This window comes from Variovorax sp. PAMC26660 (assembly GCF_014302995.1).
Classification (GTDB): domain Bacteria; phylum Pseudomonadota; class Gammaproteobacteria; order Burkholderiales; family Burkholderiaceae_C; genus Variovorax.
In genome coordinates this window covers 1,450,181-1,472,876 of record NZ_CP060295.1, presented here as the reverse complement: position 1 = coordinate 1,472,876, position 22,696 = coordinate 1,450,181, and the positions used below count along the sequence as shown (strand labels likewise).

Genomic DNA, 22,696 nt, shown 5'->3' with positions numbered 1-22,696 from the left:
ATTGGGGACCGCGATTTTGAAATCAGATCTGCCGCAGGTATTGCAGGACGAGAACGCCAGGCGAGCGGCGCAGACCTCGCCGCAAGGGCGACGGCGACAGTGGATCATCGGCGGGGCTGTCGCGGTGCTGGCACTGGTCGGCCTGGGCTTTCCGATGGAAACCGTGGTCGTGGCACCCGGCCGCGTGATCCCCTCGGACCGCGTGAAGTCCATCCAGCATCTGGAAGGCGGCATCGTCAGCGCCGTGCTGGTGAAGGAAGGCGACAAGGTCAAGCAGGGCCAGTCGCTGGTCGAGATCGACCTGGGCGGCAGCGGCATGAACCTGGAAGAACTCACGGCCCGTTATGCGGCCACACAGGCCACGCGCGTGCGGCTCATGGCCGAGAGCCGCGGCCAGCCGCTCAGGCGCGACTCCTTTTCCGCCGACATCGATGAAGGCGTGTTCGCGGGCGAGACCGGTGCCTACCAGGCGCGCGCGCTCGAACAGCGCGGCGTGATGGCCGGCGCCGTGTCGGGCCTGGAGCAGGCACGCAGCAAGAAGCTGGAGCAGCAGGCCAAGGTCAAGGGCCTGAGCGACCGGCTGGCGCTGATGCAGAAAGAACTCGAGATTTCCGAGCAATTGCTCAGCGAGAAACTGGTTGGGCAGGTCGAGGTGCTCGAGAAGCGCCGCCAGTCCGAAGGCGTGCGCAGCGAACTCGCGGTGGCACGCCAGGGCGTGATCTCCGCCGACGCCGCCATCACCGAGGCGCAGGCCAAGATGGCCGAGGCCGAAGGCCGCTACCGGCGCCGTGCTTCCGACGAACTGGCCACGGTGGAACGCCAGTTTGCGAGCCTGAGCGAAGACTTGGCGCGCGCCCGCACGCAGCGCTCGCGCACCGTGGTGAAGGCGCCATCGGACGGCATCGTCAAGGGCCTGCGCAACTCCAGCCCCGGCTGGGTCGTGAAGCCCGGCGAAGCCATCATGGAAATCGTGCCCGACGAAGACGAGATCATGGTCGAGGCGCGGCTCAACCCCAACGACCGCGGCTTCATCGAAGTGGGACAGACCGCGCGCGTGAAGATCACCGCCTACGACTACCTGCGCTACGGCGCCGTCGACGGCAAGGTCAAGCTGGTGGCCGCCGATGCCGACCGCGACCCGGCCGTCTCCAACGGCGCACCGTACTACCGCCTGCTGATCAGCATGTCGCAGTCGCACGTGGGGCGCGACGAAAACCGCATCACCGCCGGCATGGAGTCCGAAGTGGACCTGCGTGTCGGCACCGACCCGTTCATCTGGTACATGCTGCGACCTGTGCTCAAGCTGCGGCGCGAAGCCTTCCGCGAACCATGATGGACAGAATTTCGGCCAACCGGCGCCGCATCGGCCCCGGTGTTGTCTGCGCAGCGCTGTGCGTGAGCTTCACGCAGCCCCCGGTCGCCTTTGCGCAAGAGCAGCAGGAGCCGCAAGCGCAGCAGGAAGCCATGCCCGGCCTCATGCTCGCGCGCCGCCTGTCCACACCGTCGATTGGCGCCGCGAGCTATTCCCAGCAGGTCAAGCAGGCACTGATCACGCTGTCGCGGGAATACCCCGAAGTGCAGACGGCCCAGGCCGCCGCCAACACCAGCAGCTACGGCGTGGATGCCGCCAAGCAGGCGCGCTACCCGCGCTTGAACTTCAGCACATCGTCCGGCAACTACAACAGCGGCGTATCCAACGCCAAGACCAAGGGCTACACCGTGCTCTCGGCCCAGGCCCGCATGAGCCTGATCGACGGCGGCGGCATGAGCGCCGCGCAACGCGCCGCCGAGGCGGCCAACATGGCCGACGACGAAGCCGTCGTCACCACCTCGCAGAAGGTGGTGCTCGATGCGCTCACCGCCTACCTGCAGGTACAGCGTTTCGACCTGAAGAAGCAGATCGCGCACCGGGCCAGCGAAGTGGTGGCCGAGCTGTCGAAAGCCGAAGCCCGTCGCGTTGCGCTCGGCGTGACCGGTGACAACGACCTCAACATGGCCGCATCGCGGCGCGCCCTGGTGGCCGCGCGCGAATCGGACTTCGAGGCCCAGCGCGACGAGGCGCTCGCGAAGTTTCGCAACTACTACAAGTTCTCGCCCAACCCCGATTCGCTGCCCGTGCTCGCCGCGCCGCAGCAATGGCGCATCACCTCGCAGGACGAGGCACTGCGCCGCGCCGAATCGCGCAGCACCGAGATCGCCGAGGCCCAGGGCCGCATCGACCGCGCCAGGGCGCTGGCCGACCAACAGGACGCGAGCCTGTATCCGACCCTCGACGCCGTCGTCATCAAGACCAGGGACCCCAACGACGTGACGCAGAACCCGACGCGCGCGGGCTTCGAGCTCAACTGGAACTTCGGCAACGGCTTCGACAGGCAGTTGCGCCTGAAGTCGGCGCTTGCGGAAGTTGCCAACCAGGAAGCCAAGCTCGAAGGCGTGAGGCTCAACCTGTTCGAGCTGACATCGGCGTCATGGGCCCGCACCGTGTCGGGGCGCGAGCGCGAGCGGCAGCTCATGGAAGCCGTCAGCACCTCGGGCCAGGCCTTCCGCGGCCGTCGCCGCCTGATGGAGTTCGGGCGCGAGACACTGCCCAAGGTGCTCGATGCACAGCTGGACTACTACACGCTGCTGTTCGACTACATCGACGGCGTGTTCGACCTGCGCATCTCCGAGCTGCGCCTGGCGCGCACCACGGGCGAACTGCGCATCGACCCCGCCACCACCAACACCTGGATCGACCACCTCTTCGGCGCACCTGGCCGCCCCGTGCTCACCGAAGACGGCTTGCTGGGCGCGCTGTGCATCTCGAGCAATACGGCCTGCGCGAGTGAACCGGTTGTGGAGCGCACGGCGAGCGCCGCCATAGGCAACCCGCCGCTGCGCAGAGCCCCCCGCCTCACCATCCCCTAAAAGAAAGGGGAGGAGGGGCGAGCGAAGCAAAGCCCCGAGAGTTCGGGAAACACCGAGGAACCGGCTTCGCCGGGCCTCAGGTGTTGCCCCCGGTAGGGGGAAGGAGCAGCGACACGAAGTGCGCGAAGCCTTGGGGGCGAGCCTAGGCCTCTTCGGGAATGCCGGGCTCGCCGTCCAGGATCTGGTACTTGCGCATCTTTTCCCACAGCACCTTGCGGCTGATGCCCAGGTGCTGCGCCGTGTCCTGGCGCTTCCAGTCGTTGATCTCCAGCGCCGCGATGATGCGGTTGCGTTCGCCGCTGTTCCAGCCCTTGCGATCGCCATTGCTGTCGAGCGCCACACCAGCGCCACCCACGCCATTGCGGTCGGCCGAGATCGCCGGCGCCGGCGTGCCGCGCGTGAGCGCGATCGCGCGCTGGATCAGGTTCTGGTCCCAGCCATGCAACTGCCGGGCGATCACGCCCACGCGCTCCGCGAGGTTGCGCAACTGCCGCACATTGCCGGGGAAATAGGTTTCGGCCACCGCGTCGCTCAGCCAGTGCGGCGTTTCGCCAAGTGCCTCCAGCTCATCGCCCAGCACGTTGCTCAGCAGCGCCTTGAAGATCGCGATCTTGTCGACCTCGCCACGCTCTTCGAGGCTGGGCACATGCAGCTCGATCACCGCGAGCCGATAGAACAGGTCGGCGCGAAACTCGCCGCTTGCCACCATCTCGCGCAGGTTGCGGTTGGTCGCCGCCACCAGGCGAAAGTCGACACGCACCGGTGATGTCGCACCCAGTCGCGTGACCGTGTTGTCTTCGAGCACCCGCAGCAGTTTCACTTGCTGATAGCGCGGCAGGTCGCCGATTTCGTCGAGGAACAGCGTGCCACCCGTCGCCTGCTCGAAGTAACCACGATGCGCATGCACCGCGCCCGTGAACGAACCCTTGGTGTGGCCGAAGAACAGCGACTCGAAGAGGCCATCGGGAATCGCACCACAATTCACCGCCACGAAGGCGCCCTTGTTGTACGCCTGATGCCCAAGGTGCAACTGCTGCGCGATGCGTTCCTTGCCCACGCCGGTTTCGCCGCGCACCAGCACAGGGTGATCGCAGTCGGCAAAGGCGCCCACTTCCGAAAGCAGCGCCTTCATCGCTTCGGAGTGCGCCACCAGCACATCGGGCGCTTGCGGCGCCACATCGCGCGCGCGCAGTTGCCGCACCAGTTTTGCGACCATCGTGCGCAACTCGGCGCAGGTGAAGTCGTAGGGCAGAACGTGCAGGTACTCGGGCGGATAGGTGCGCGAATCGCGCTCGCGCGAACCTGCTGCGACCCAGATCACCGGCATGCCTTGCAGCAACTCGGTGGCATGCGCGAGGCCGCCGCTGTCGATGACGGTGACGCTGATGATCGCGACGGAAGGGCGAACCGCAACAGCGCGGTCCTGCTGCGGAGGCGGCAGGCCATCGGCCCGGATCACTTCCACGTCGAAGCTCGCCATGCACCGCGCGATGCGGTCGAGGATGTCGGCTTTGCCTTCCCAGACAAAGAGGTCGAGTTCGTCGAAGTTGGATGCAGGATTCATCGAGGAGACAAGGGACTTGAACGGATCTGGCAAGAGGCCGCGTCAGTACACCAGCTTGGCATTCTGGCAACTCATGGATTGCAGGAAAACATCGGTACGGCCGAGTTCCAGCCCGAGCGTGTTGCTCAGCAGATTGGAAATCAGGCCGCCTACAGTATTGAGGATGGGTTGAAGAAGTTGGATCAGCGGCCCGAGCAATGCAGACAAAAGAGGCGTGCCGCCCGCGTCCGGATTCAGGCCCAGGACGCCGGTCACGAGTGCGACCAAGCCCTTGAGGATCCCGCTGACGAGGCCATCTTGGTTGGGTGTTTGCAGCGACTGGATCAGTGCGTTCCGGGCGCAGGATCCGCTGAGGCTGCCTCCGCAACCTCCAAGCCAAGTTGCGGTGTTCACCTTCGCCTCCCATTCCTGGGGCATCGTTGTCGAAAGTAGCAGCAATACCGGCCTGCTCCATGTCAGGTTATCGGCCTCCAGCAGGCCCCTGAGCACGGGCACCTGATTGGTCTTGGCCAGGTAGTAGTCCGCCATGCTGGCCGCAATGGTCGCATTCGCCGCCCGGTCTGCCGGAACTGCAGGGCTTCCTGTGAGGCTTCCTCCCAGGAGTAGTTTGAGCAGCGAAGCCAGGGTGTCGCCGATGGACAGCGGATTGGCTGCCGTCGACTGGGTCTCGCCGACCTTGAGCGTCACATCGCTGGTGTTCTGCAGGGCGGGGAGGTATGCCTTGCCTTGCAACAAGTTGATGCCGAGGAGCTGGACCAGAGGCATCGTGGCCAGGTCGGTGGAGCAGACATCGGTCTTCGACCAGAGCGCGAGCGAATCGATCTTGCCAATGCAGGCACTCAGGATAGGTGCATCCACGCGGATCATGGCCTGCGGCGGTGTCGCGTCGCAGTTCATGGTTTCGAGTGTTCCCAATGCGTTGACAACGTCAATGGCAATCGGAAGATTGATCTGGGTGCCTAAGGCACCGAGCAGATCGCCCAGGAGTTCACCCGGCTTGGTCATGAGCACGATGTAGACCCGGACCTGGGAGTTATAGGCCTTGGTGCCCACGCCGCCAATACCGATGGATGGCGGCTCGATGATGCGAGCCTCGACCGTCAGCGAAAGCCCCAACAGGTTGATGCCGGTGGCGAGTTGGACCGCATGGTCGTTCGTGCCGATGCCCACGGCCGTTGTTAGCACGTTGAGCGCGTCGAGTTTCACGTCGAGTGCGGAGCCGGCGGTAGGCGCCGTGATTTGCGCAAACAGGCCGCGCACGCCGCTTGTGGCGTCGGTACCCAATTGCACCATCAGCTTGTCCACGTTCACGCCCGCGCTGATGAGCGAATTGATGAGGTTCGCATTGACATTGATCAGCCCCGTCTGGCCAGCGACCGTCGCGATGGCATTGAGCAACTGTCCGAGCGTCACCTGCTTGGCCGCCAGCAAGGCATTGAGGCCCGCGACCGTCAGGTCGGTGGTGACCGGAATGCCTAGTGCGGAGAGCAGCCCGCCGGGCGTGATCTTGACGCCCGCCAATCCTGTGTAGCAGCCGATGCAGGTGCCGGAAATGTCGGCACCGACAAGCTTCAGAATGGAGATGAGTGGCGCATTGGAGTTGATGTCGATGAGCTTCGATCCGACGCTGAACGCAGCCACGGCCGCTTCCTTGGCGGCATAGGCTTCCACGACGATGGTGCGTACGGCATTGCCCGGCAAGGATGGAAATATCAGCGAGGGCGTGCCGGAGATCTTCACGTAGAGGGCGTTGATGTTGCTCCCCCCGCTACTGAAATAGGTGGGCTTGAGGGCTGCCACCGTCGGGTCCCATACGCCGCAAGTCGTCGTCAGCACGTACTGCGACGGCGTCATGGACGGCAGGTTCTGGGCCGCGCTGGCAGAAGCTGCCGCCTGTGCCGCGGCACAGTTGTTCCCTTTGAGCGTCTGCGTGCCCGCAAGCGCTGCCAGATCGACCGCCTTTTGCAGCTCACGCTTCATGTAGAACAGATAGCCCAGTTCCGTGCCGATCAGGACGATCAGGATGAGGGACAACGCAATGACTGCATTCAGGACTATGGAGCCGCGCAGCTTCGACCGGCGCACGCACGGGCGCTGCGCGCCGGATGGGCGAAGTGCTGGGCCCTGTTTCTTGATCGTCATGTCGTCGCTCCTCTAGGACGGGATCGCGGCCGTGGCGCTGCTTTGCAGCTTGTCGGGCAACCAACTGCTCATGTCGATCAAGGGCAATTTGGGGATCAGGGGATTGGCGCTGTACGAGTACTTAACAGTCACCACGGCCGTCGTGTTGGGGGCGCTTCCGCTGCCACCGCTGAGCGCAACAGTCACCGTCGCGTTCACGGCGATCCAGTCGTACTTGCTGGGCGCCGAGAAGGGGACGACCAGCGCGGCCGTCAACGAGTCGAACACCGTGGCCTGGATTCGCAAATCGTCGACGGCCACGGGGGGCGCCAGCAACATGCGCACGGCGCGTGCACCGTCTTCCGCCGCGCGCGAGACCACCTGCTGTGTGTAGAACACGGCGCCGAAGGTTGCAATGCCATAGACGAGCACGAAGAGCGCCATGAACACGAACGAGAACTCGATCGCGGCGATGCCGCGCTGCCGGCGCGCGGCACGGCCCATCCGTGCGAGCGAGAGATTGGGTGCAGTCTTCATGGTGACTTCCCGTCGAGCATCATGCTGGCCTGGCCGACCAGGGTATCGGGCACTGCAAAGAGTGGCAGCGGAGGCAGCGCGGTCTGGATGGCCGTGGCGGTGACGGTCACGACCACCTGGCAACGGTATTTCCAGTCGGTGCCGCAGGTCGGCGTGGTGCAGTTGTTCGTGCCGTCCGCGAGAACCTGGCAGCGTTGCGCGCTCACCTGCGGTTCGGCGGGCAGTGTGAGGGCCGGGAGCTGCGCTTTCGCGACCGCCTCGGCGGTGTTCTTGCGGTCGATCCAGCTCGTCTGGTAGCGCAGGGCCGCCCGCGCCCCGTCTTCCGCCGCGTTCTGGAGGCCGAATCTCAGCGCGAACATGATGCTGTAGCAGATCAGTGCGTAGAGCAGCGTGAACGAGACGATAAACACGATGGAAAACTCGACCGCATACGACCCGCGCTGGCTGCGGGTGGAGGCGTTGTGACGAAGGTTTCTCATGGTGGGTGAGCCCGGATTGCGAAGTACGCGTGGCGCCGTTCGTTCCTGCTACTTGCTCGACGATGACTTCACCGACGAGTTGAGACGCTCGGGAATGGGGAACTCGAAGCTCTTCAGGTAGCGCTCGTAGCTCCGGTAGGCGATGGCGCCCGGAATCGGCCTGGGTGTCGGCGATGCGATCACGCCGGAGCGCTGCCAGGCCAGTAGGTCTTGCGTGGCATCGCCCACTTGCAGTGGTGGCGCGTATTCAGGTTGTTCCATTGCCATTTCCTCGCCGCCGGGCGTCGGAGCGCGTGCATCGGGTGCGGGAGGCGCCTTCTCGGTCGCAGGCACTGTTGCTGCAAGGGGCGGGGGCGGCACTGCCGGGCCTTGCGCCCGGGCCGTGTGCGTGGCGATCAGGCATGCGATGGCAAGGCCGATCGCCTGAACCGACAGCAGGACGGCGGGCCGAGTGGTGCGGTGGCTGGATGGACTTGGCTTCATGGGGTACCTCTTGGAGTCGGGCTGGAAGGCGGCATGGTGGTGGAGCGCGAGGCCTTGAGTGCAAGCGGTGCCGAGACGTCGCCGACGACCAGCGTGCCGTCGGTACCGGTCTGGGCTGCGGGGGGTGACCCGGCAATCTGTCGCGCCGCGTCCCGAATGGCGACGCGGGTGGCGGCCGGGATCTTGTTGGCGTCCATCAATGCTGTCGCCTGCTCGCGCTGCTGGGTGGCCTCGAGGTATGTCGCGAGGTTGGCTTGCGCCTGCGGGTTGTCGGGCTTGAGTTGCAGCGCCTGCATCAAGGGCAGGCGGGCTTCGGCGAGAAGTCCTGCGCGCAGGCTGGCGTAGCCGAGGTCGTTCAGCAGCAGCGGGTCTGTCGGGTTGCGTTGCTGTGCTTCTTTCAGCATGCGCACGGCTTCCGGATAGTCGCCGCGCGCACCGGCCAGCAAGCCGAGTCCGCGATAACCGGCAGCCGCGAGCGGTGTGCCGAGGAGCCGCCGGTAGGCGGCCTCGCTCTGCAGCGGCTGGCCCGCATGACGCAGCGCTTCGGCGCGGGTGCGTGTCGATTCGGGCGAGGCACCCCAGCGCTGTTCCAGTGCATCGATGTGTGCAAGGGAGGCGAACCAGAGGCCTTCCTGCTGCATCTGTGTCACCAGTTGGAGGTAGGTGGCTTGTGTGTCGATGTTGGCGCCGGCCTTCATGTTCGCGCTCTCCTCGGCGGCCTGGCGCTGCTGCGCTTCCGCGGCCGCGGGATAGGCGTCCTTGAGACCGGCGCAACCTGTGGCGGCAAGCGCGACGACGAGTGCGATGCAGCCGCGCAGGGCGCAGGCGTTGGGTGAAGTGCGTTCAGTCATTTGCTAAGGGCTCCCAGCGAGCGAAAGACGGCGAGGAAGCCGGGACCGGCCGTGACGATCACCAGCGCGGGCAACAAGGTGGAGACCATCACGCCGGTCATCTTCACGGTGATCTTGCCGATGCGTTCCTTCATCTCCGCGCGCCTGTGCTCGCGCAGGCGGTCGCTGAACAGGCGCAGCGGCTCCTGCACGGCGCCGCCGTGCCGATCGACCTGCACGAGCAGCGAGACAAGTCCGGCCAGGTTCTCGTTGTTGTGCAAGGTGGCCAGGCGTTGCAGCGAGTGCTCACGGGTGCGCCCCTGGCTGTACTGGCGGTTGGCCAGCGTCAACTCGTGGCCCAGTACGCGCAGCACATGCGAGAAGTCGGTGGCCATGATCTGCAGGCTCTGGTCGAGGCTCAGTCCGACGCCCTGGAGCAACCGCAGCAGGTCGATGAAAAGCGGGAGTTCATGGCCGACGCGTTCGCGCCGCGTGGCAGCGTGCCGGCCAAGCAACCACTTGGGCGCCATGAAGCCGATCACGAACGCTGCGGCCAGCACGGGCACGACCTGGCGCGCGGCATGGTTGCTGCCCCAGACCACGTAGACGAGCACCGGCAACCCTATCGCCATCACGATGCGCACGACCAGGAAGATCAACTGCGCGCGCTGCGAAGCGAAGCCGCATTGATCGATCAGCTTGCGATCTTCGTCGGCCACCAGCATGCGTCCCAGGCGGCTGTTGAGCCAATGGAAGGGAAGCTCAACCTCGGCGCGTGTCTGCGTATCCAGCGAAGGCTCAGCGTTTGCTGGCGTTGCGGGTGTTTCCAGTCCGCGGCGGATGGCACGACCCAGAACTTCGCCCCGGCGCGCACGCCGCAACTCACCACCGATGAGCAGTCCGGCCGCGACCAGCAATCCCAGCGCCAGCAGAACGAGGCTGAGGGTGGCAAGTTGGGAGGGCGCGAAATTCATCATGTGAACCTTGCCAGTCGATAGAGCAGGAAGGCACCCAGAAGCTGGAGGCCCAGTGCGCCGAACACCATGTATTGGCCTGTGGTGTCGTGCCACATCCGCAGGAAGTAGGCGGGGTTCAGAGTGATGATCACAGCCCCTACGCCGACCGGCAGCAGACCCAGGATCCAGGCGGACAGGCGCGTTTCAGCAGAGAGCGCTATCAGCTCGTGTTCGGCTTGCTCGCGATCGCGCATGAAGTTGGCGACGCGTTCGAGCAGCAGGTCAGCGCGGCCGCCGTAGCGCACGCCCAGGCCCAGGATCGACGCCAGCAGGAACATCTCCTCGATATGCACGCGCGAAGCCATCTGGTGCAATGCCTTGTCCAGGTCGACCCCGGCGCGCACGAGGCCGCCGGCTCGGTCCAGATAGCCACGCAATGGCGCGCGCGACGAGGGAATCGCCAGCTGGAAGGCGGCCTGTGTGGAGTTTCCGATGGTGATCAGGCGCACCATCGAATCGATGAAAGCCGGGAGCTGACCCACCAACTGGCGACGAAACTTCTGTAGGCGAAGCCACACCGTGAACGACGCCAGCAGCAGCAACAGCAGCAGCGAGCCGGCCGCGGCAGGCCAACCGCCGAGCGATGCGGCCAGTATCGTCAGCACGATGATGGCCACCACGCCGAGCACGACCGTGGGGGCGCCTATCGCGCCCTCGAGCCAGGCCGGTATCAGCGATTCGATGCGGTTCTTGCGCGGTGCGGCTGCAGACTCGGTGGCGGCTGCCTCGGTCCATGGGTCCGACAAAGGCGTGGCACCGCCCGCGCCTGACGCCGGGGCATTGCGCATCGGCGAGAGCGCAGGTGTCTCCGGCGTGAAGCTCGCATGAATCTGCTGCTGCAGGTGCAGGCCGGTGGCATGCCGGATCTGGCGTGTGGCTGCCCATTGCCACAGCATCAGCCCCGCTGCGGCCAGCAGCAAGGCGATGCAGCCGACGACGAGCAGGCCTTCACCCACGGCGCTCTCCCGAGGGGCGTGCGAGCGTCTGGCGGAAGCGCGTGATCTTCGGCGAATGCGGTGCGATGCCCAGTGATACCCACCGGTCGCGCTCCTCGCCGTCGGGCGTCACCACGGGCTCGTAGCGATACAGCTCCTGCATGGCGACCACGTTGTCGTTGACACCGGTGACTTCGCTCAGGGAAAGAATGCGGCGTTGTCCGCCGGACAGGCGGCCGATCTGAACAATGAAGTCGATCGCGTTTGCGATCTGCCGGCGCAGGCTGGTTTCGCTGCCCTGGTAGCCCGCAAAGCCCGCCAGCATTTCGAGGCGGTACAGGCATTCGCGTGGCGAACTCGCGTGGATGGTGCCCATGGAGCCTTCGTGGCCCGTGTTCATGGCCTGCATCATCTCGATGACCTCGGCGCCGCGCACTTCGCCGACGACGATGCGGTCGGGCCGCATGCGCAGGCTGTTGCGCAGCAGGTCGCGGATCGACACCACACCCGTGCCGTCGAAGCCGCCAGGCCGGCTTTCCAGCCGCACCACGTGCGTATGGCCCAGCGACAGTTCGGCGGTGTCCTCGATGGTGATCACGCGCTCGGCATGCGGAATGAAGCTGGCGAGCGCGTTGAGCAGCGATGTCTTGCCCGAGCTCGTGCCGCCGCTCACCAGGATGTTGCAGCGCGCACGCACGGCGATCTCGAGCAACTGCGCCATGCCCGCGTCGAAGGTGCCGAGCTTGACCAGGTCGGCTGGCGTGAGCGGCTCCTTGCGGAATTTGCGGATCGACACCGAGAGGCCATCGATGGCCAGCGGCTCGATGATGACGTTGATGCGGCCGCCGTCGGGCAGGCGCGCGTCGACCATCGGATTGGCTTCGTCGAGCCTGCGACCCAGCGGCGCGAGGATGCGCCGCACGATGCGCATCACGTGCTCGGTGTCGGCGAAGCGCAAGGTCTCGCGCTCCAGGATGCCGTTGCGCGACACGTACACGTTCGTGTGGCCGTTGATCAGGATGTCTTCGACCGCGGGGTCGTTGAGCAGGTCTTCGAGCGGCCCGAAGCCCGCCAGCTCTTTGGTCAGCGCATCGGCGATGAGCTGCATCTCGCGGTCGTTGATCGGCACGCGGCGCAGGCGCACGAAGCTGTCGACTTCGAGTTCGACGAACTGCTGGATCGACGCGCGCGACCAGCGGCCGAACTCCGCGCCCAGCTCTTCGATGCGGCTGAGCAAGTGATCGTGCGTCCAGCTCTTGATGTCCTGGAACTGCTGTGAGTTGATGAATGCCTGGTCGTCGTCGGCAAATTCGATATCGGTAGACATTGGCTCAACCCTCGTTTGAACTCTTCCAGAGCCCTGTGACTTGCGACATGAGTGCAACCCAGCGCGGATCTTTGGCCGGTGGTTGGCCCGTGGCGGACATGTATTCCTGATGCAGGGTGCGGGCTAGCCCGGTGACAGCCTGCGAATAGGGGTCGTTGCGCGCGGTGCGCACCAGCATCTCTCCGCGGCTTGCAGCGGCCAGTAGCGGGGCGCTGCGGGCGGGAAGGACATGGTGCAGCGGCAGCTCCAGGCGCTCGGCAATGTCCTTGGCGGACAGGCCGACGTGACTGTCGAACTTGTTGACGACGAGTGCGAAGCGTTCGGTGTCGACGCTGCGCGTGCGCAGCTCCTTGAGAAGGTTGGCCGTCGAGACGATGGCGCCGATGCTCTGGTCGCACACGACCCAGGCGCGTTGTGCTTCGCGCACGGTCTGTGCGATGAAGTCGATCGTCGAGAAGCCGCCCAGGTCGGCGATCTGGAAGTCGAAGAAGTCGGCGAGCCGTTTGATGAGCGCTACCGAGTCGGCATGCGAGATCTCTCGCACCTGTGCCAGGCTGGCCGGCAGGGGCAGGACGGCGACGCCGCTCGTGTGATGCGCGAGCGCGGTGTGCAGCAGGGTCTGGTCGAGGCGACGCAGATTGCGCACGCCGTCGACGAAACTGAACCCGCTTTGTGTGTCGAGGTAAAGCAGGCCGTCGCGTGCCGGCAGTCCCAGGTCGAGCAGCGCCACACCGTGCCGCGCGGTACGCCCGGGCGGTCGTGCAGGCGCTTGGGCCAACTGGTCGTTGAGCGTGAGTGCAAGGCTGGTGGCAAGAGTGGTCACACCCAGTCCCGCGCGCGCGCCGAGCAGCGCCAGCGTACTGCCGCGTGTGCCGCCCTGCAGGGTGCTGCGCCTCTCGAGCAGAGTCCGCAACGTGCTCACCGCATCGAGGGGCGGCGCGGCCATGTCGATGAAATCATCCACGCCAGCGCGCAGTGCGGCGAGCATGGCGGTCGGTTCGGCGGAGACGCCGGTGGCCAGAACCGGTAGCGTGGGCCAGTCGCGCTTGAGGCGCTGGTGAAGCTGAATTGCCTCGGCGCTCTGGTCGGGTGAAAAATCGACGAACACGGCCACCGGGCTCAGCAGCGCAATGCGCTCATCGATCGACTGGGTGTTCGGCGCGAGAACCACGACCGAGCCTAGGCGACCGAGTGCATCGGTCAACCAGGTGATGTGCCCGCCGTTGGTCGACGCGAAGAGATAGGTCTCTGCGCCGGTTTCGGGAATGCTGTCGCGAGGAGCGTTCATGGTGCCGGCAGTCCGCTCTGTCTTGTTCATCAACGCGAGAATCCCGGGAGCGCTGTGTCGGCCGCGCCACCCAGGAAGATCGAGCGCCATACGGCGCCGTCGCGTTGCTCGGCGTTGCCGGGCAGATAGGGCGAGAGATCGGTGTCGCGGGCGATCGGCTTTACCAGGTGCGGCGTGACGATGATCACGAGTTCCTTCTCGTTCATCTGGTACTTGCTCTGCTTGAAGAAGGTGCCGAGGATCGGCAGATCGCCGAGCAGCGGGACCTTGTCCGCATTGGCGGTCGTGGTGCGGCTGACGAGGCCGCCGATGATGAAGCTCTCGCCGTCGCCCAGCTCGACCGTGGTGTCGGCGCGGCGCGTGGTAATGGCGGGCACGGCCACGCCCCCGAGGCTCAGCGAGTTCGTGTAGTCCAGGTCGCTCGCCTCCGGAGCCACCTTGAGCACGATGCGTTCGTTGGAGAGCACCGTGGGCGTCACGGTCAGGCCGATGCCGAAGGGCTTGTAGTCGATTGCCGTCGATCCCAGACCTTGAGGGACAGGCACGGGCAGCTCGCCGCCCGAGAGAAAGCTCGCGCTCTGCCCCGACATGGCGACCAGCGTGGGCTCCGCGAGCACGCGGGCCATGCCGTTGCCTTCGAGAAAGCCGACGTTCAGTCCGATGCCCGCCTTGCCGAAGTTCAACAGGAGGCCGAAGGCCTGCGCCAGCGGCTGGTTGGCGTCGACCGTGAGGGAACCGTTCGAGTTGAAGGTGGCGGTCCTGATCGATGTGGGTGAATAGACACCGAAGCTGAAGCCGCTGGAATTGGCGCGCGTGCTGAAGATGTTCAGGCCCGCCTGCTTGAGCACGCTGCGGTTGAATTCCACGACCTTGACCGCGACCTGCACGGTGTGGCTGCGCACGTTCACGACGGCGGAATCATTCACCGGCACCTTGTCCGCCTGCGTCGAGAGCGCGGCATCGCGTGCCTCCTGGTAGGCGGGCAGGCTGTCCATGCTGCCGGACACGGCGGCCGTCCGGCGCTGCACGGCGACTGTGTAGGTGGTGGCTGCCGCCTGGCCCTTCTCCCAGATCATCACTGTCGTGCGACCGGGCAACTTGCCCGTCACGATGAGGCGTGCGGCGGGCGAACCCGATGTCTTGCGCGTGACCGTCACGCCGGCCACGGTTTCATCGGCGATGGCAATGCGGTCCACGCCCTTCTCGATCAGCAACTCGCGTTGCGTTCCCGCGGCCACCACGAAGGGGGCCTGGGGTTGTTGTATCGCGCCTGCCGCGGAGGAGGCGATCGGCCACGCACCCGGTGCCATGAGGCTCAGCGCCAGGACGCAGGGGCGCAGCAGGGGCACGCGTGCATGCGCTGTGCGGACGGGGCTGCACGCTGTTGGAATCTTGGATGCACAGGGCTGATCCGGCATGGATTTTCTTTCTTGGACGGGGGCAGTCATGGCTGGGATGGCGGGCGCTCAGTAGCGAAGGGTTTCGCTCTTGTCGCCACGGATCATTTCGACTTCGAACCCTGCCCGCGCGCCGCTGCCGGATGAGCGCGGCGCCGGGGTCGTGTTGATGCGGTTTTCGGCGGCTGCGCGGCGACCGGCCACGGTGCCGCCTGTGACCAGGTCGACCGTGGTGAGGCCCGCTTGTGCGCTGTCGAGGCCTTCCAGCGGTGGGCGCGCTAGCTCTCCGCGCTTCGATGGCGGAGGCTGCAGTGCTGCAGGCAACGCGGCCAGCAGCGCGGGATCAGGCAGCGTCGTGTCCAGCGGGTTGCGCAGTGCCAGCAGCAACCGGCCCGCGGATTCACCGAGGGTCAGGCGGTTGATGTCCGCGACGGGCACGGCAAGAACGGCCGTACGCGGGAGATCGTTGCGCTGCTGCTGTTGGGCCGTGGGATTGCCGTTGCCATCCACTGCCTTGGAGGGCAGGCTGTCGACCGATGCACTGCCGAACGCGAGCACGCGCTTGCGGGGCAGCAGCAGGCGCGCCTGGCTCCTGTCGACATCCTTGCCGTCGGACTTGAGGATCACGAACACGTCGACGAAATCCCCCGGCTGGACCTTGTTGCCGACGCCCATGATCTCGTCGGCCTTGATCGCGATGGCGCGCTCGCCTTCCTCGACGCGCATGGCAAGGCCCGAGGCGAGTTGCCCTTCGAGCACGGGTGTGCCTTCGCCCAGGTCGAAGACCGGAACGCGGCCGACCAGCGGGGCCGAGTCCTTGAAGGCGCCCGATGGATTGATCGGCAGTTGCTCCACGCGCAACGCGTCCGCCGTGATCGCATGTCCAGCCGCCACCGGCTTGGCTGTCACGACGACGGCAAAGGTTGGAACCTGCGCTTTGGACGAGCTTGTCGTCGGCGCCGTCGCGGCGACAGGCGGCGGCGGGGCTGGTTGCCTGCTGAGAATCCATGCATAGCCGCCCAACGCGATGGCCAGGAGCACCAGGATGGCTGCGATGATTTTTGTGAGGTGGATCATGGGCGGCGGATGAAGAGAGTGGGCAGGCGATCGATGGAGGGAGAGGCGGCCTGCGGTGACGAGCAGCGCGAGGCCTAACTCTGTCGACTCCAGGCCATCCAGACCGCGGCGGCCAGCGCGAGGTAGGCCGCGTAAGGAATGGGACGGGGCCGCTTGTGCAGGCCGGTGGTGTTGTCGCCACGGGGTTTTCCCGACAGCAGCAGCGCGAGCCGTGGAAACCAGGGCCAACGGTGCAGGACCAGCCAGAGCACACCGTGAATCAGCGCGAACAGACTTGCCACAGCCCAGATCGGCAGCAGTGAATGCCATCCAACCCAGAGACCGAGTGCGCCCGCGAATTTCACGTCTCCGGCGCCCATGAGGCCAGCGGCGTAAAAAAGCAGGAGAAATCCGAAGCCCAATGCGGAGCCCATCAGCGCCTCTGCCCACTTGACGCCGAAAGGCTGCGCGGTCATGGCGAGAGCACCGATGGCAAGCGCCGCGCCCACGAGCACAAGCCAGTTGGGGACGCGGCGCTGTCGGGTGTCATAGACCGTGACCAGTAGCAGCCATAGCAGCCACAAATAGGGCATCAAATTTGGATTTCAGGCAGTGGCGGGAGTGACCTTTTTCCCGATGGCATCAAAAATCCCCTTCAGAATTAAACCAAGGCCGTCGGAGGCGCCTGTCCCAAATACGGCAACAAGAATTGTCGCCATCAGCCCCGCAATAATTCCATATTCAATTGCGGTAGCACCTTCTTCATCGCGCAGAAAACGAGTAATTGAACCGAGCATGATTTACCCCTTAAAGGAAGTGTTAACAAAGGCTTGCAAGGTGGATGTTATACAGCGTAACTCCGTGTATCAACAAGAGAAACCCGCAAGCCTTCCGCTCTGGGTGTGCTAGCCAAAAGGCCTAAGCACGATGGCGGCCAGCCATCCAGCGACCGGGCCCGGGGAAGGGTGGCCGGGCTCGTTAACATTTTGGAAACGTATTTTTCCCTCTGTGAACGCGATGTCACCTCCCATGAAGAGGGGATGGAACGTTACGGCGCTGGGAACGCTCGGGAAGGGGGTGTTACGGGAACAAACGCGTTACGTGTTACGTAGCACGGGGCCCCAAAGGGGCAGATGTAACACTGAAAATAGGCGAAACGCGTGAGCAAAAAGTCACGAGTTCCGGGGGTGACCCCGTCGCCGACAGGGCCTCAGCCCAGGATTTCTTCGTGGAAGAGCTTCCACTCGCTGCCTTGGCGCAGCCAGTACTGGCGCCGGGTGCGCCCGCTCTTCTCGCCTTCGAACACTTCGCCGAAGGTGGCGACCATGGTGTCGTCGCCGTCGCGCCAGTGCAGGTACGACATGTCTTTGAACTGAACACGCTTGCCCTGGGCGTATTCGACCTCGTCGTGGAGGGCGGAAATTCCCTCGGTGGTCTTTTTGTTGCTGCGCTGGAAATCGGGCAAATAGAATTTCTTCAATTGCGCTTCATTGCCGCTGGCCCTTGCATCTTTCCAGGCCGTAATTGCGCTGGTAAATGATTGGGCTTCTTTTTCAGCCTGCGGTGGCGATATCCATTGCAGGCTGCGCGCGGTCACCACCGGGGTGGCACCGATTTGCACTTTTCGCAAAAGCTGCTTCAGGTCCGGATTGGCCATGACCACGCAACCGTCGCTCGCCAGCGGTGCCCGCGCGAACTGCTGGGGCGGGGTGCCGTGCAGCCAGATGCCGCCACCGGTCTTGCCGCGCCGCAGGTCGTACGGGTTGGGGTAGTTGATGGGCAGGGCGCCAGCGCCGTAGAAGTCTTTGAGCGATTTCGGGTCGAGGCTGCTTGTGATGTAGTACACGCCCAGCGGGGTGCGGGCATCGCCCTCGGTGACCTTGTCGGTGCCGGACTTGCCGACCGAGATGTAGTAGTCGGCCGCGAGCTTCAGGCCCTTGTCGGAGTTCTCGAACAGGTACAGGCGCGAGCGCGATGCATCGATGGCAATGGCGTAGCGGCTGCGGGTCGAGAGCGTCAGGAACTGCGAAGGCACGGTGCCTGCGGGCGGGCGTTCGCGCAGGGCCTGCAAGCGGCGGCGCGATTCTTCGTGCAGATCGGCCATGGCCGGATTGCCGCGCATCTTCGCGATGCTGGCGGTGTCGGGCAGTGCATTCGACGGCGGCACTTGCGCTGCGAGCAGGTCGCCGTAGACGAGCTGCGCGAGCTGGAAGTTCGGATAGTCGCGCACGAGGTCGCGCGCCTTGGCCAGCGCGGGGCGGGCCTGTCCGCGGCCGAACATCTCGTAGACCGCGATCAGGCGGGCTTCGGCGTTGCTAGCTTCCTGGATGGAACCGGCGGGCGCGGCTCGGCGTGTGGGCTTGGCCGAAGCAGCCTTGGCTTCTGCGGCTGCGGCCTTCCGGCTTTCAGCGGCAGAGGCCTTTTTGCCTTTGGCTTGTTGGGTCTTGCCGCCCTTGGCCTCCCGGGCTTCCTTTGCGGACAGGCGGGTGCCAGCGCCATGCGCAGCCGAGCGGCTGCTGCCGCTCGCGGCCTTGGCCTTGCTGGAGGCGGAACTGCTGCTGCTCTTTGCGTTGGCCGGCTTGTTGTTCGACGCCAGCGCGGCACCGGGTGCTGCGAGCATCAGCGCCGATGCGGTCATCAGCGCTGCGAGCATGTGTCCGCTGCGCAGACGGAACGGAGGATTCTGAAGCCGGCCGTGCCGGACGATGTCTGCCACTAGCCGCCGACGCTTTCCTTGCGAATGTGCCACTGATTGCCGGAGCGCTGCATGTCCAGCGTTTTCCGGCTCGAGACGTTGAGGTTGTCGGCGCGATAGATCTGCCGGAACTTGGCGGTCGCGGACGAGCCGTCGACCTTGATGACGAGGTTCTCGAGGTTCACGCTGATGCTCGACTTGCCGACGATGCGGGCGCGGCGGTCTTCTTCCCAGCCCTTGCGGCTTTGGCCGCCGCCGGGCGTGAAGTCGGCGCCGTAGGCGGCAAGGTAGCGGTCCATGTCTTGGCTGGCCCAGGCCGAAGCCCAGGCGCGCACGGCCGATTCGACCTCGGCGTTGGATGCGGGTGCTGCGGCCGGTGCGGGAGCCGGGGCAGGCGCTGCCTCGGGGGCCTTGGCAGTAGGCGCGGCCACGGGTGCAGGTGCTGCCGCAACCTTCGCAGGCGCTGCAGGTGCGGGGGCTGGAGCGGCGACAGGCGCGGGCGCCGGCGCCTTGGCAGCGGGTGCCGGTGCTGGCGATGCCGCCGCAATCAGCGTCGGCTTGGCGCCCGGTGGCGTCGGCGTGAAAAGGGTACGGATCACGGCCAGCTTGGGCTGCACGGCGGTGTTGTTCTGGTCGAGCTGCAAGGCCTTGCTGTAGGCCTGGCTGGCCAGGCGCGCATACACGTCGCCGAGGTTTTCCTGGGCGGTGGCGTAGCTGGGGTTCGTGCGAATCGCGCTTTCAAGCGCACCGCGTGCCTTGTCGAACTGGTTCTGGCTGGCGTAGATGACGGCCAGGTTGTTGTACGGCTCGGGCAGCTCGGGGGCGTCCTGCGTGAGCTGCGTGAAGGCGGCGATGGCCTCGGCACGCTTGCCGGTGTCGAGCTGGATCACGCCCTTGAGAAAGCGCATCTGCGGGTCGCGCGGCTTGTCCTTGAGGAAGGCGTCAGCCTTGGTCATGGCCTCGTCGAGCTTGCCGGCCTGCATGAGCTTGTCGACCTCTTCATGCTCGATGGCGGCCAGTGCGGGAAGCGCCACGCCACAGGCCGCAGCGGCCAGGAGAAGGGCACGCACGGTGGGGGAGAAGCTGAAACGGCTGCGCGGCTGGCGGCTCTTGGGCATTGCGGACAAGACCTCGTGTGGGGGGGTGGGTGATGCGGCAGGGATTGTAAGTGGGGCGGGTAACCCCCCGATACAGGGATGACAGTCTTTCGTCTTGCCTGCAACGCACGGGCCCCGAGCTTTCCCGCATCGGGGGCGGCACAGCCGTCTGCGGGGCGCGCAAAACAGGCCCGCGCAGTACAGTGCCGCCGTGGACCGCCTCCAGAGCATTGAAACTTTCGTTCGTGTCGCGCAGACCCAGAGCTTTGCGGAGGCTGCGCGCCAGTTGCGCGTGGCCAATTCGGTGGTCACCACCCGCGTCAAGCAGCTCGAAGAATTCCTGGGCGCGCCGCTGTTCCACCGCAGCACGCGCGTGGTGCGGCTCAGCGACATGGGGCAGGCCTTCCTGCGCGACTGCACCGAGCTGGTGGGCCGCGCCAACGACATCGTCGACCAGATGCGCGACGCGCGCGGCACGCCCTCGGGCACGCTGCGCGTGCATGCGCTGACCGGCATGGTGCTGGGGCGCTTCGCCTCGCTGCTGCGCGAGTTCCAGACCACCTACCCCGACATCCACCTCGAACTGATCGTGAGCGACGCGGTGGCCGACCCCGTCAAGGCGGGTGTCGATTGCGCGCTGCAGATCTTTCCCGCCGCGTCGCAGGAGTTGGTGTCGCGCCCGCTGTTCCCGGTGCGGCGGCTGCTGTGCGCCACGCCGGCCTACCTGGAAGCGCACGGCACGCCGGCCACGCCGCGCGAGCTGCATCGCCACAAGCTGGGCCTGTACTCGGGCTACCCCACGCGCGACCGCTGGACCTTTCATCACAAGGGCGAGCAGACCACCATCTACCTGGCGGCCGCGCTGCTGACCAACAGCGTGCACCTGCTGCGCGAATATGCGTTGGAGCACGCCGGCATCGTCTGCCTGCCGACGCTGGTGGCGGGCGACGCGATTGCGAATGGCGACCTGCGCGTGGTGCTGGCCGAGCATCAACTCTCGTCGTTCTCGCTGAGTGCGGTGTATGCGGGCACCTCGCGCAACGCGCTCAAGCTGCGGCTCTTCATCGAGCACATCGCCACGCGCTTTACTCGCGTGCCGCCCTGGGACGCCCCGCTGATCGAGCGCGGAATGATCCCGGCGGAGCTGATCGAGTACAGCCGCTCGAGCGGCTAGAGCCAGAAGAGAAAGCGGGTAAACCCGGCCGATTGTTCGGAGTCTCCGAATAATCCTCTTCCAATCTGGTCCCTACCGGTGGCGGCCGTTGACTCCTAGAGTTCGCTCATCCAAGGAGACAAGCCATGACAGCCACCACTTCGACCGCCTACAAGACCCGCTTCGGTTCCCTCAAGCATTTCGAGAAAGGCCACGTCGAGCCGATCGACGACGACGTTCGCCACTACGCGTTTTCCAACTGCTTCGAGATCGCAAGCATCAGCCAGCCCTACGAGAAGGTCGTGTTCGGCCAGAACCAGATCTACGTGCTGGAGACGCTTCGCGCCGAAGGCACCTCGCCGTGGTTCACCTGCGCGCATGACGAATTCGCGCTGGTGATGGACGGCGATGTCGAAGTGCACCTCGTGCAGCTCGACGCTGGGCAGGCCGTTGCCGACAAGGAAAAGAACGGCGCCGTGCTCGTGAAGGGCGAACCCCAAGGCAAGAAGATGGGCTGGATGAAGCTCTCGCGCGGCCACCAGGGCCTGCTGCCGAAGAACACGGCTTATCAATTCCGAAGCGCCGGCGATCCTGGCGTGATCGTGCTGCAGAGCTGCAAGGGCGATCTGTCTGTCGAGAAATGGGCCGACATCTGCCAGTCCCATTGATTGCATCGAACAGGAGCCACACGCCATGAACGCCCCCGCAGAACTCGCCAAGGTGATCGCGTCGCAGCCCGACGCCACGCTCGGCTACAAGGACTTCTCGCTCGGCAGCTTCAGCTTTCGCCGCGACGAATACTTCGTGCACATCGGCTGGAAGACCCGCGACGGCCGACCCATGAGCCACACCATGGACGCCGCCAGCTACCTGCGCGCACTGATGCGCGACGTGGCCTGGGGCTTCTTCTACGGCTGGGTCAACTTCGACGACGTGTTCGGCACCGTCAATCACTACGAGTCGGTCGACCTGTACGCCGGCAGCTTCAACGGCACGATGAAGGCCGCGGACATCGACCTGCTCGAGAACTTCCCGACCGCACAGATCCGCGCCACCTTCGAGGCCATGCTCGACGACTGGACCAACGAGGCCTTCGACCCCTTCGCCGCGCCGCAGGAAACCGGCTCGGCCTACGGCCGCAAGAAGGGCAACAACACCGCCAAGATCACAAGGGCACGCGAGCTGGCCAAGCGCTGCGTGGGCCTGAAGGGCGACCTCGACCTGCGCAGCGACGAGCGCGGCGCGCCCGTCAACCGCGCCTTTGTCGACGTGTCGCAGGCGCAGCCCGAGCTGCACCCCGAGCCCGGCTTCGAGAACGAGGTGCACGCCTTCAATCTCTTCGGCTTCCTGAGCCGTTCGCAGGTGACGTGGAACCCCAGCTTCACCTCGGTGGTGAAGCACAGCTACATGTGCCCGACGACCGAAGAACACATCCTGCCGATCATTCACGGCAACGATCGCGTGGAGTGGTTCTTCCAGATGACCGACGAGATCCACTGGGACTGCGGCGACAAGAACACCGGCAAGCCCATGGCCCGCGTGATCATGAAGGCGGGTGACATGGCCGCCATGCCGGCCTACTGCCGCCACCAGGGCTTCAGCCCGAAGCGCTCGATGCTGCTGGTGTGGGAGAACGGTTCGCCGAGCCTGGTGTTCGAGATTCAGAAGGGCGAGTCGCCCGAGATTCCCGTGCAGTTCTGATGCATGACTCCCTCCCCCTCTGGGGGAGGGCAGGGGCGGGGGTTCTTCAAGCCCGCGCCCTCTTTGAAGAAGCCCCCACCCCAACCCTCCCCCCGCGGGGGAGGGAGAGG

Annotated in this window: 21 protein-coding genes; 5 read left to right on the top strand and 16 right to left on the bottom strand. The window is 65.5% G+C overall.

Translation table 11 applies throughout. The features are described from left to right. The first annotated feature begins 16 nt into the window (after positions 1 to 16). Together H7F35_RS07090 and H7F35_RS07085 are read left to right on the top strand one after the other, a co-directional pair. On the top strand, positions 17 to 1,333 hold the full coding sequence (locus H7F35_RS07090) for an HlyD family type I secretion periplasmic adaptor subunit (protein WP_187112221.1): 1,317 nt from the start codon (positions 17 to 19) through the stop codon (positions 1,331 to 1,333). Beyond that, a complete protein-coding gene (locus tag H7F35_RS07085; protein WP_187112220.1) occupies positions 1,330 to 2,907 on the top strand; it encodes a TolC family protein in 1,578 nt (525 codons plus the stop codon). Before H7F35_RS07090 ends, H7F35_RS07085 begins: the two co-directional genes overlap by 4 nt. A 142-nt stretch (positions 2,908 to 3,049) precedes the next feature. On the opposite strand, the gene H7F35_RS07080 is transcribed toward H7F35_RS07085, so the two are convergent. From H7F35_RS07080 to H7F35_RS07005, 16 genes are all read right to left on the bottom strand, one after another. Then, complete coding sequence (locus H7F35_RS07080; RefSeq protein ID WP_187112219.1) at positions 3,050 to 4,471, bottom strand: sigma 54-interacting transcriptional regulator; 1,422 nt, start codon at positions 4,469 to 4,471, stop codon at positions 3,050 to 3,052. 42 nt (positions 4,472 to 4,513) lie between these two features. Further along, positions 4,514 to 6,613 (bottom strand): TadG family pilus assembly protein, encoded by a 2,100-nt coding sequence (locus H7F35_RS07075; RefSeq protein WP_187112218.1) that lies wholly within the window; start codon positions 6,611 to 6,613, stop codon positions 4,514 to 4,516. A gap of 12 nt (positions 6,614 to 6,625) precedes the next feature. Then, positions 6,626 to 7,129, bottom strand: coding sequence for a TadE/TadG family type IV pilus assembly protein (locus H7F35_RS07070; protein WP_261803551.1), 504 nt, complete (start codon positions 7,127 to 7,129; stop codon positions 6,626 to 6,628). Next, positions 7,126 to 7,608, bottom strand: coding sequence for a TadE/TadG family type IV pilus assembly protein (locus H7F35_RS07065; RefSeq protein WP_187112217.1), 483 nt, complete (start codon positions 7,606 to 7,608; stop codon positions 7,126 to 7,128). The genes H7F35_RS07070 and H7F35_RS07065 overlap by 4 nt, the downstream gene beginning before the upstream one ends. Positions 7,609 to 7,656: 48 nt before the next feature. Beyond that, positions 7,657 to 8,091 (bottom strand): DUF3613 domain-containing protein, encoded by a 435-nt coding sequence (locus tag H7F35_RS07060; protein WP_187112216.1) that lies wholly within the window; start codon positions 8,089 to 8,091, stop codon positions 7,657 to 7,659. Further along, a complete protein-coding gene (locus H7F35_RS07055) occupies positions 8,088 to 8,942 on the bottom strand; it encodes a tetratricopeptide repeat protein (protein WP_222622012.1) in 855 nt (284 codons plus the stop codon). The genes H7F35_RS07060 and H7F35_RS07055 overlap by 4 nt, the downstream gene beginning before the upstream one ends. Continuing rightward, on the bottom strand, positions 8,939 to 9,895 hold the full coding sequence (locus tag H7F35_RS07050; RefSeq protein ID WP_187112215.1) for a type II secretion system F family protein: 957 nt from the start codon (positions 9,893 to 9,895) through the stop codon (positions 8,939 to 8,941). The genes H7F35_RS07055 and H7F35_RS07050 overlap by 4 nt, the downstream gene beginning before the upstream one ends. Beyond that, entirely contained in the window at positions 9,895 to 10,893 is a 999-nt protein-coding gene (locus tag H7F35_RS07045) for a type II secretion system F family protein (protein ID WP_187112214.1), read from the bottom strand. Before H7F35_RS07045 ends, H7F35_RS07050 begins: the two co-directional genes overlap by 1 nt. After that, entirely contained in the window at positions 10,886 to 12,199 is a 1,314-nt protein-coding gene (locus H7F35_RS07040; protein WP_187112213.1) for a CpaF family protein, read from the bottom strand. Before H7F35_RS07040 ends, H7F35_RS07045 begins: the two co-directional genes overlap by 8 nt. A gap of 4 nt (positions 12,200 to 12,203) precedes the next feature. Next, a complete protein-coding gene (locus tag H7F35_RS07035; protein WP_261803550.1) occupies positions 12,204 to 13,577 on the bottom strand; it encodes a CpaE family protein in 1,374 nt (457 codons plus the stop codon). Further along, complete coding sequence (locus H7F35_RS07030; protein WP_261803668.1) at positions 13,517 to 14,797, bottom strand: type II and III secretion system protein family protein; 1,281 nt, start codon at positions 14,795 to 14,797, stop codon at positions 13,517 to 13,519. Before H7F35_RS07030 ends, H7F35_RS07035 begins: the two co-directional genes overlap by 61 nt. A gap of 156 nt (positions 14,798 to 14,953) precedes the next feature. Further along, the gene (cpaB, locus tag H7F35_RS07025) at positions 14,954 to 15,961 is read right to left on the bottom strand and encodes a Flp pilus assembly protein CpaB (RefSeq protein WP_187112211.1); all 1,008 of its coding nucleotides are present in this window, start codon (positions 15,959 to 15,961) and stop codon (positions 14,954 to 14,956) included. A gap of 74 nt (positions 15,962 to 16,035) precedes the next feature. After that, positions 16,036 to 16,533 (bottom strand): prepilin peptidase, encoded by a 498-nt coding sequence (locus H7F35_RS07020; protein WP_187112210.1) that lies wholly within the window; start codon positions 16,531 to 16,533, stop codon positions 16,036 to 16,038. A 12-nt stretch (positions 16,534 to 16,545) separates the two neighbouring features. Next, complete coding sequence (locus H7F35_RS07015; protein WP_187112209.1) at positions 16,546 to 16,737, bottom strand: Flp family type IVb pilin; 192 nt, start codon at positions 16,735 to 16,737, stop codon at positions 16,546 to 16,548. Positions 16,738 to 17,150: 413 nt separating this feature from the next. Next, positions 17,151 to 18,689 carry a murein L,D-transpeptidase family protein gene (locus H7F35_RS07010; RefSeq protein WP_187112208.1) on the bottom strand — a complete coding sequence of 513 codons (1,539 nt, stop codon included), beginning with the start codon at positions 18,687 to 18,689 and terminating at the stop codon, positions 17,151 to 17,153. Continuing rightward, complete coding sequence (locus H7F35_RS07005; RefSeq protein ID WP_187112207.1) at positions 18,656 to 19,753, bottom strand: nuclear transport factor 2 family protein; 1,098 nt, start codon at positions 19,751 to 19,753, stop codon at positions 18,656 to 18,658. Before H7F35_RS07005 ends, H7F35_RS07010 begins: the two co-directional genes overlap by 34 nt. A gap of 190 nt (positions 19,754 to 19,943) precedes the next feature. Between H7F35_RS07005 and H7F35_RS07000 the strand changes: the two genes are divergently transcribed. From H7F35_RS07000 to H7F35_RS06990, 3 genes are all read left to right on the top strand, one after another. Beyond that, positions 19,944 to 20,906, top strand: a complete 963-nt coding sequence (locus tag H7F35_RS07000) for a LysR family transcriptional regulator (protein WP_187112206.1) — start codon at positions 19,944 to 19,946, stop codon at positions 20,904 to 20,906. A 125-nt stretch (positions 20,907 to 21,031) separates the two neighbouring features. Next, positions 21,032 to 21,553, top strand: a complete 522-nt coding sequence (locus H7F35_RS06995) for a hydroxyquinol 1,2-dioxygenase (RefSeq protein ID WP_187112205.1) — start codon at positions 21,032 to 21,034, stop codon at positions 21,551 to 21,553. Between the two features lie 25 nt (positions 21,554 to 21,578). Continuing rightward, positions 21,579 to 22,586: a hydroxyquinol 1,2-dioxygenase gene (locus H7F35_RS06990; RefSeq protein ID WP_187112204.1), complete on the top strand. Its 1,008-nt coding sequence runs from the start codon at positions 21,579 to 21,581 to the stop codon at positions 22,584 to 22,586. Positions 22,587 to 22,696: the final 110 nt, after the last annotated feature.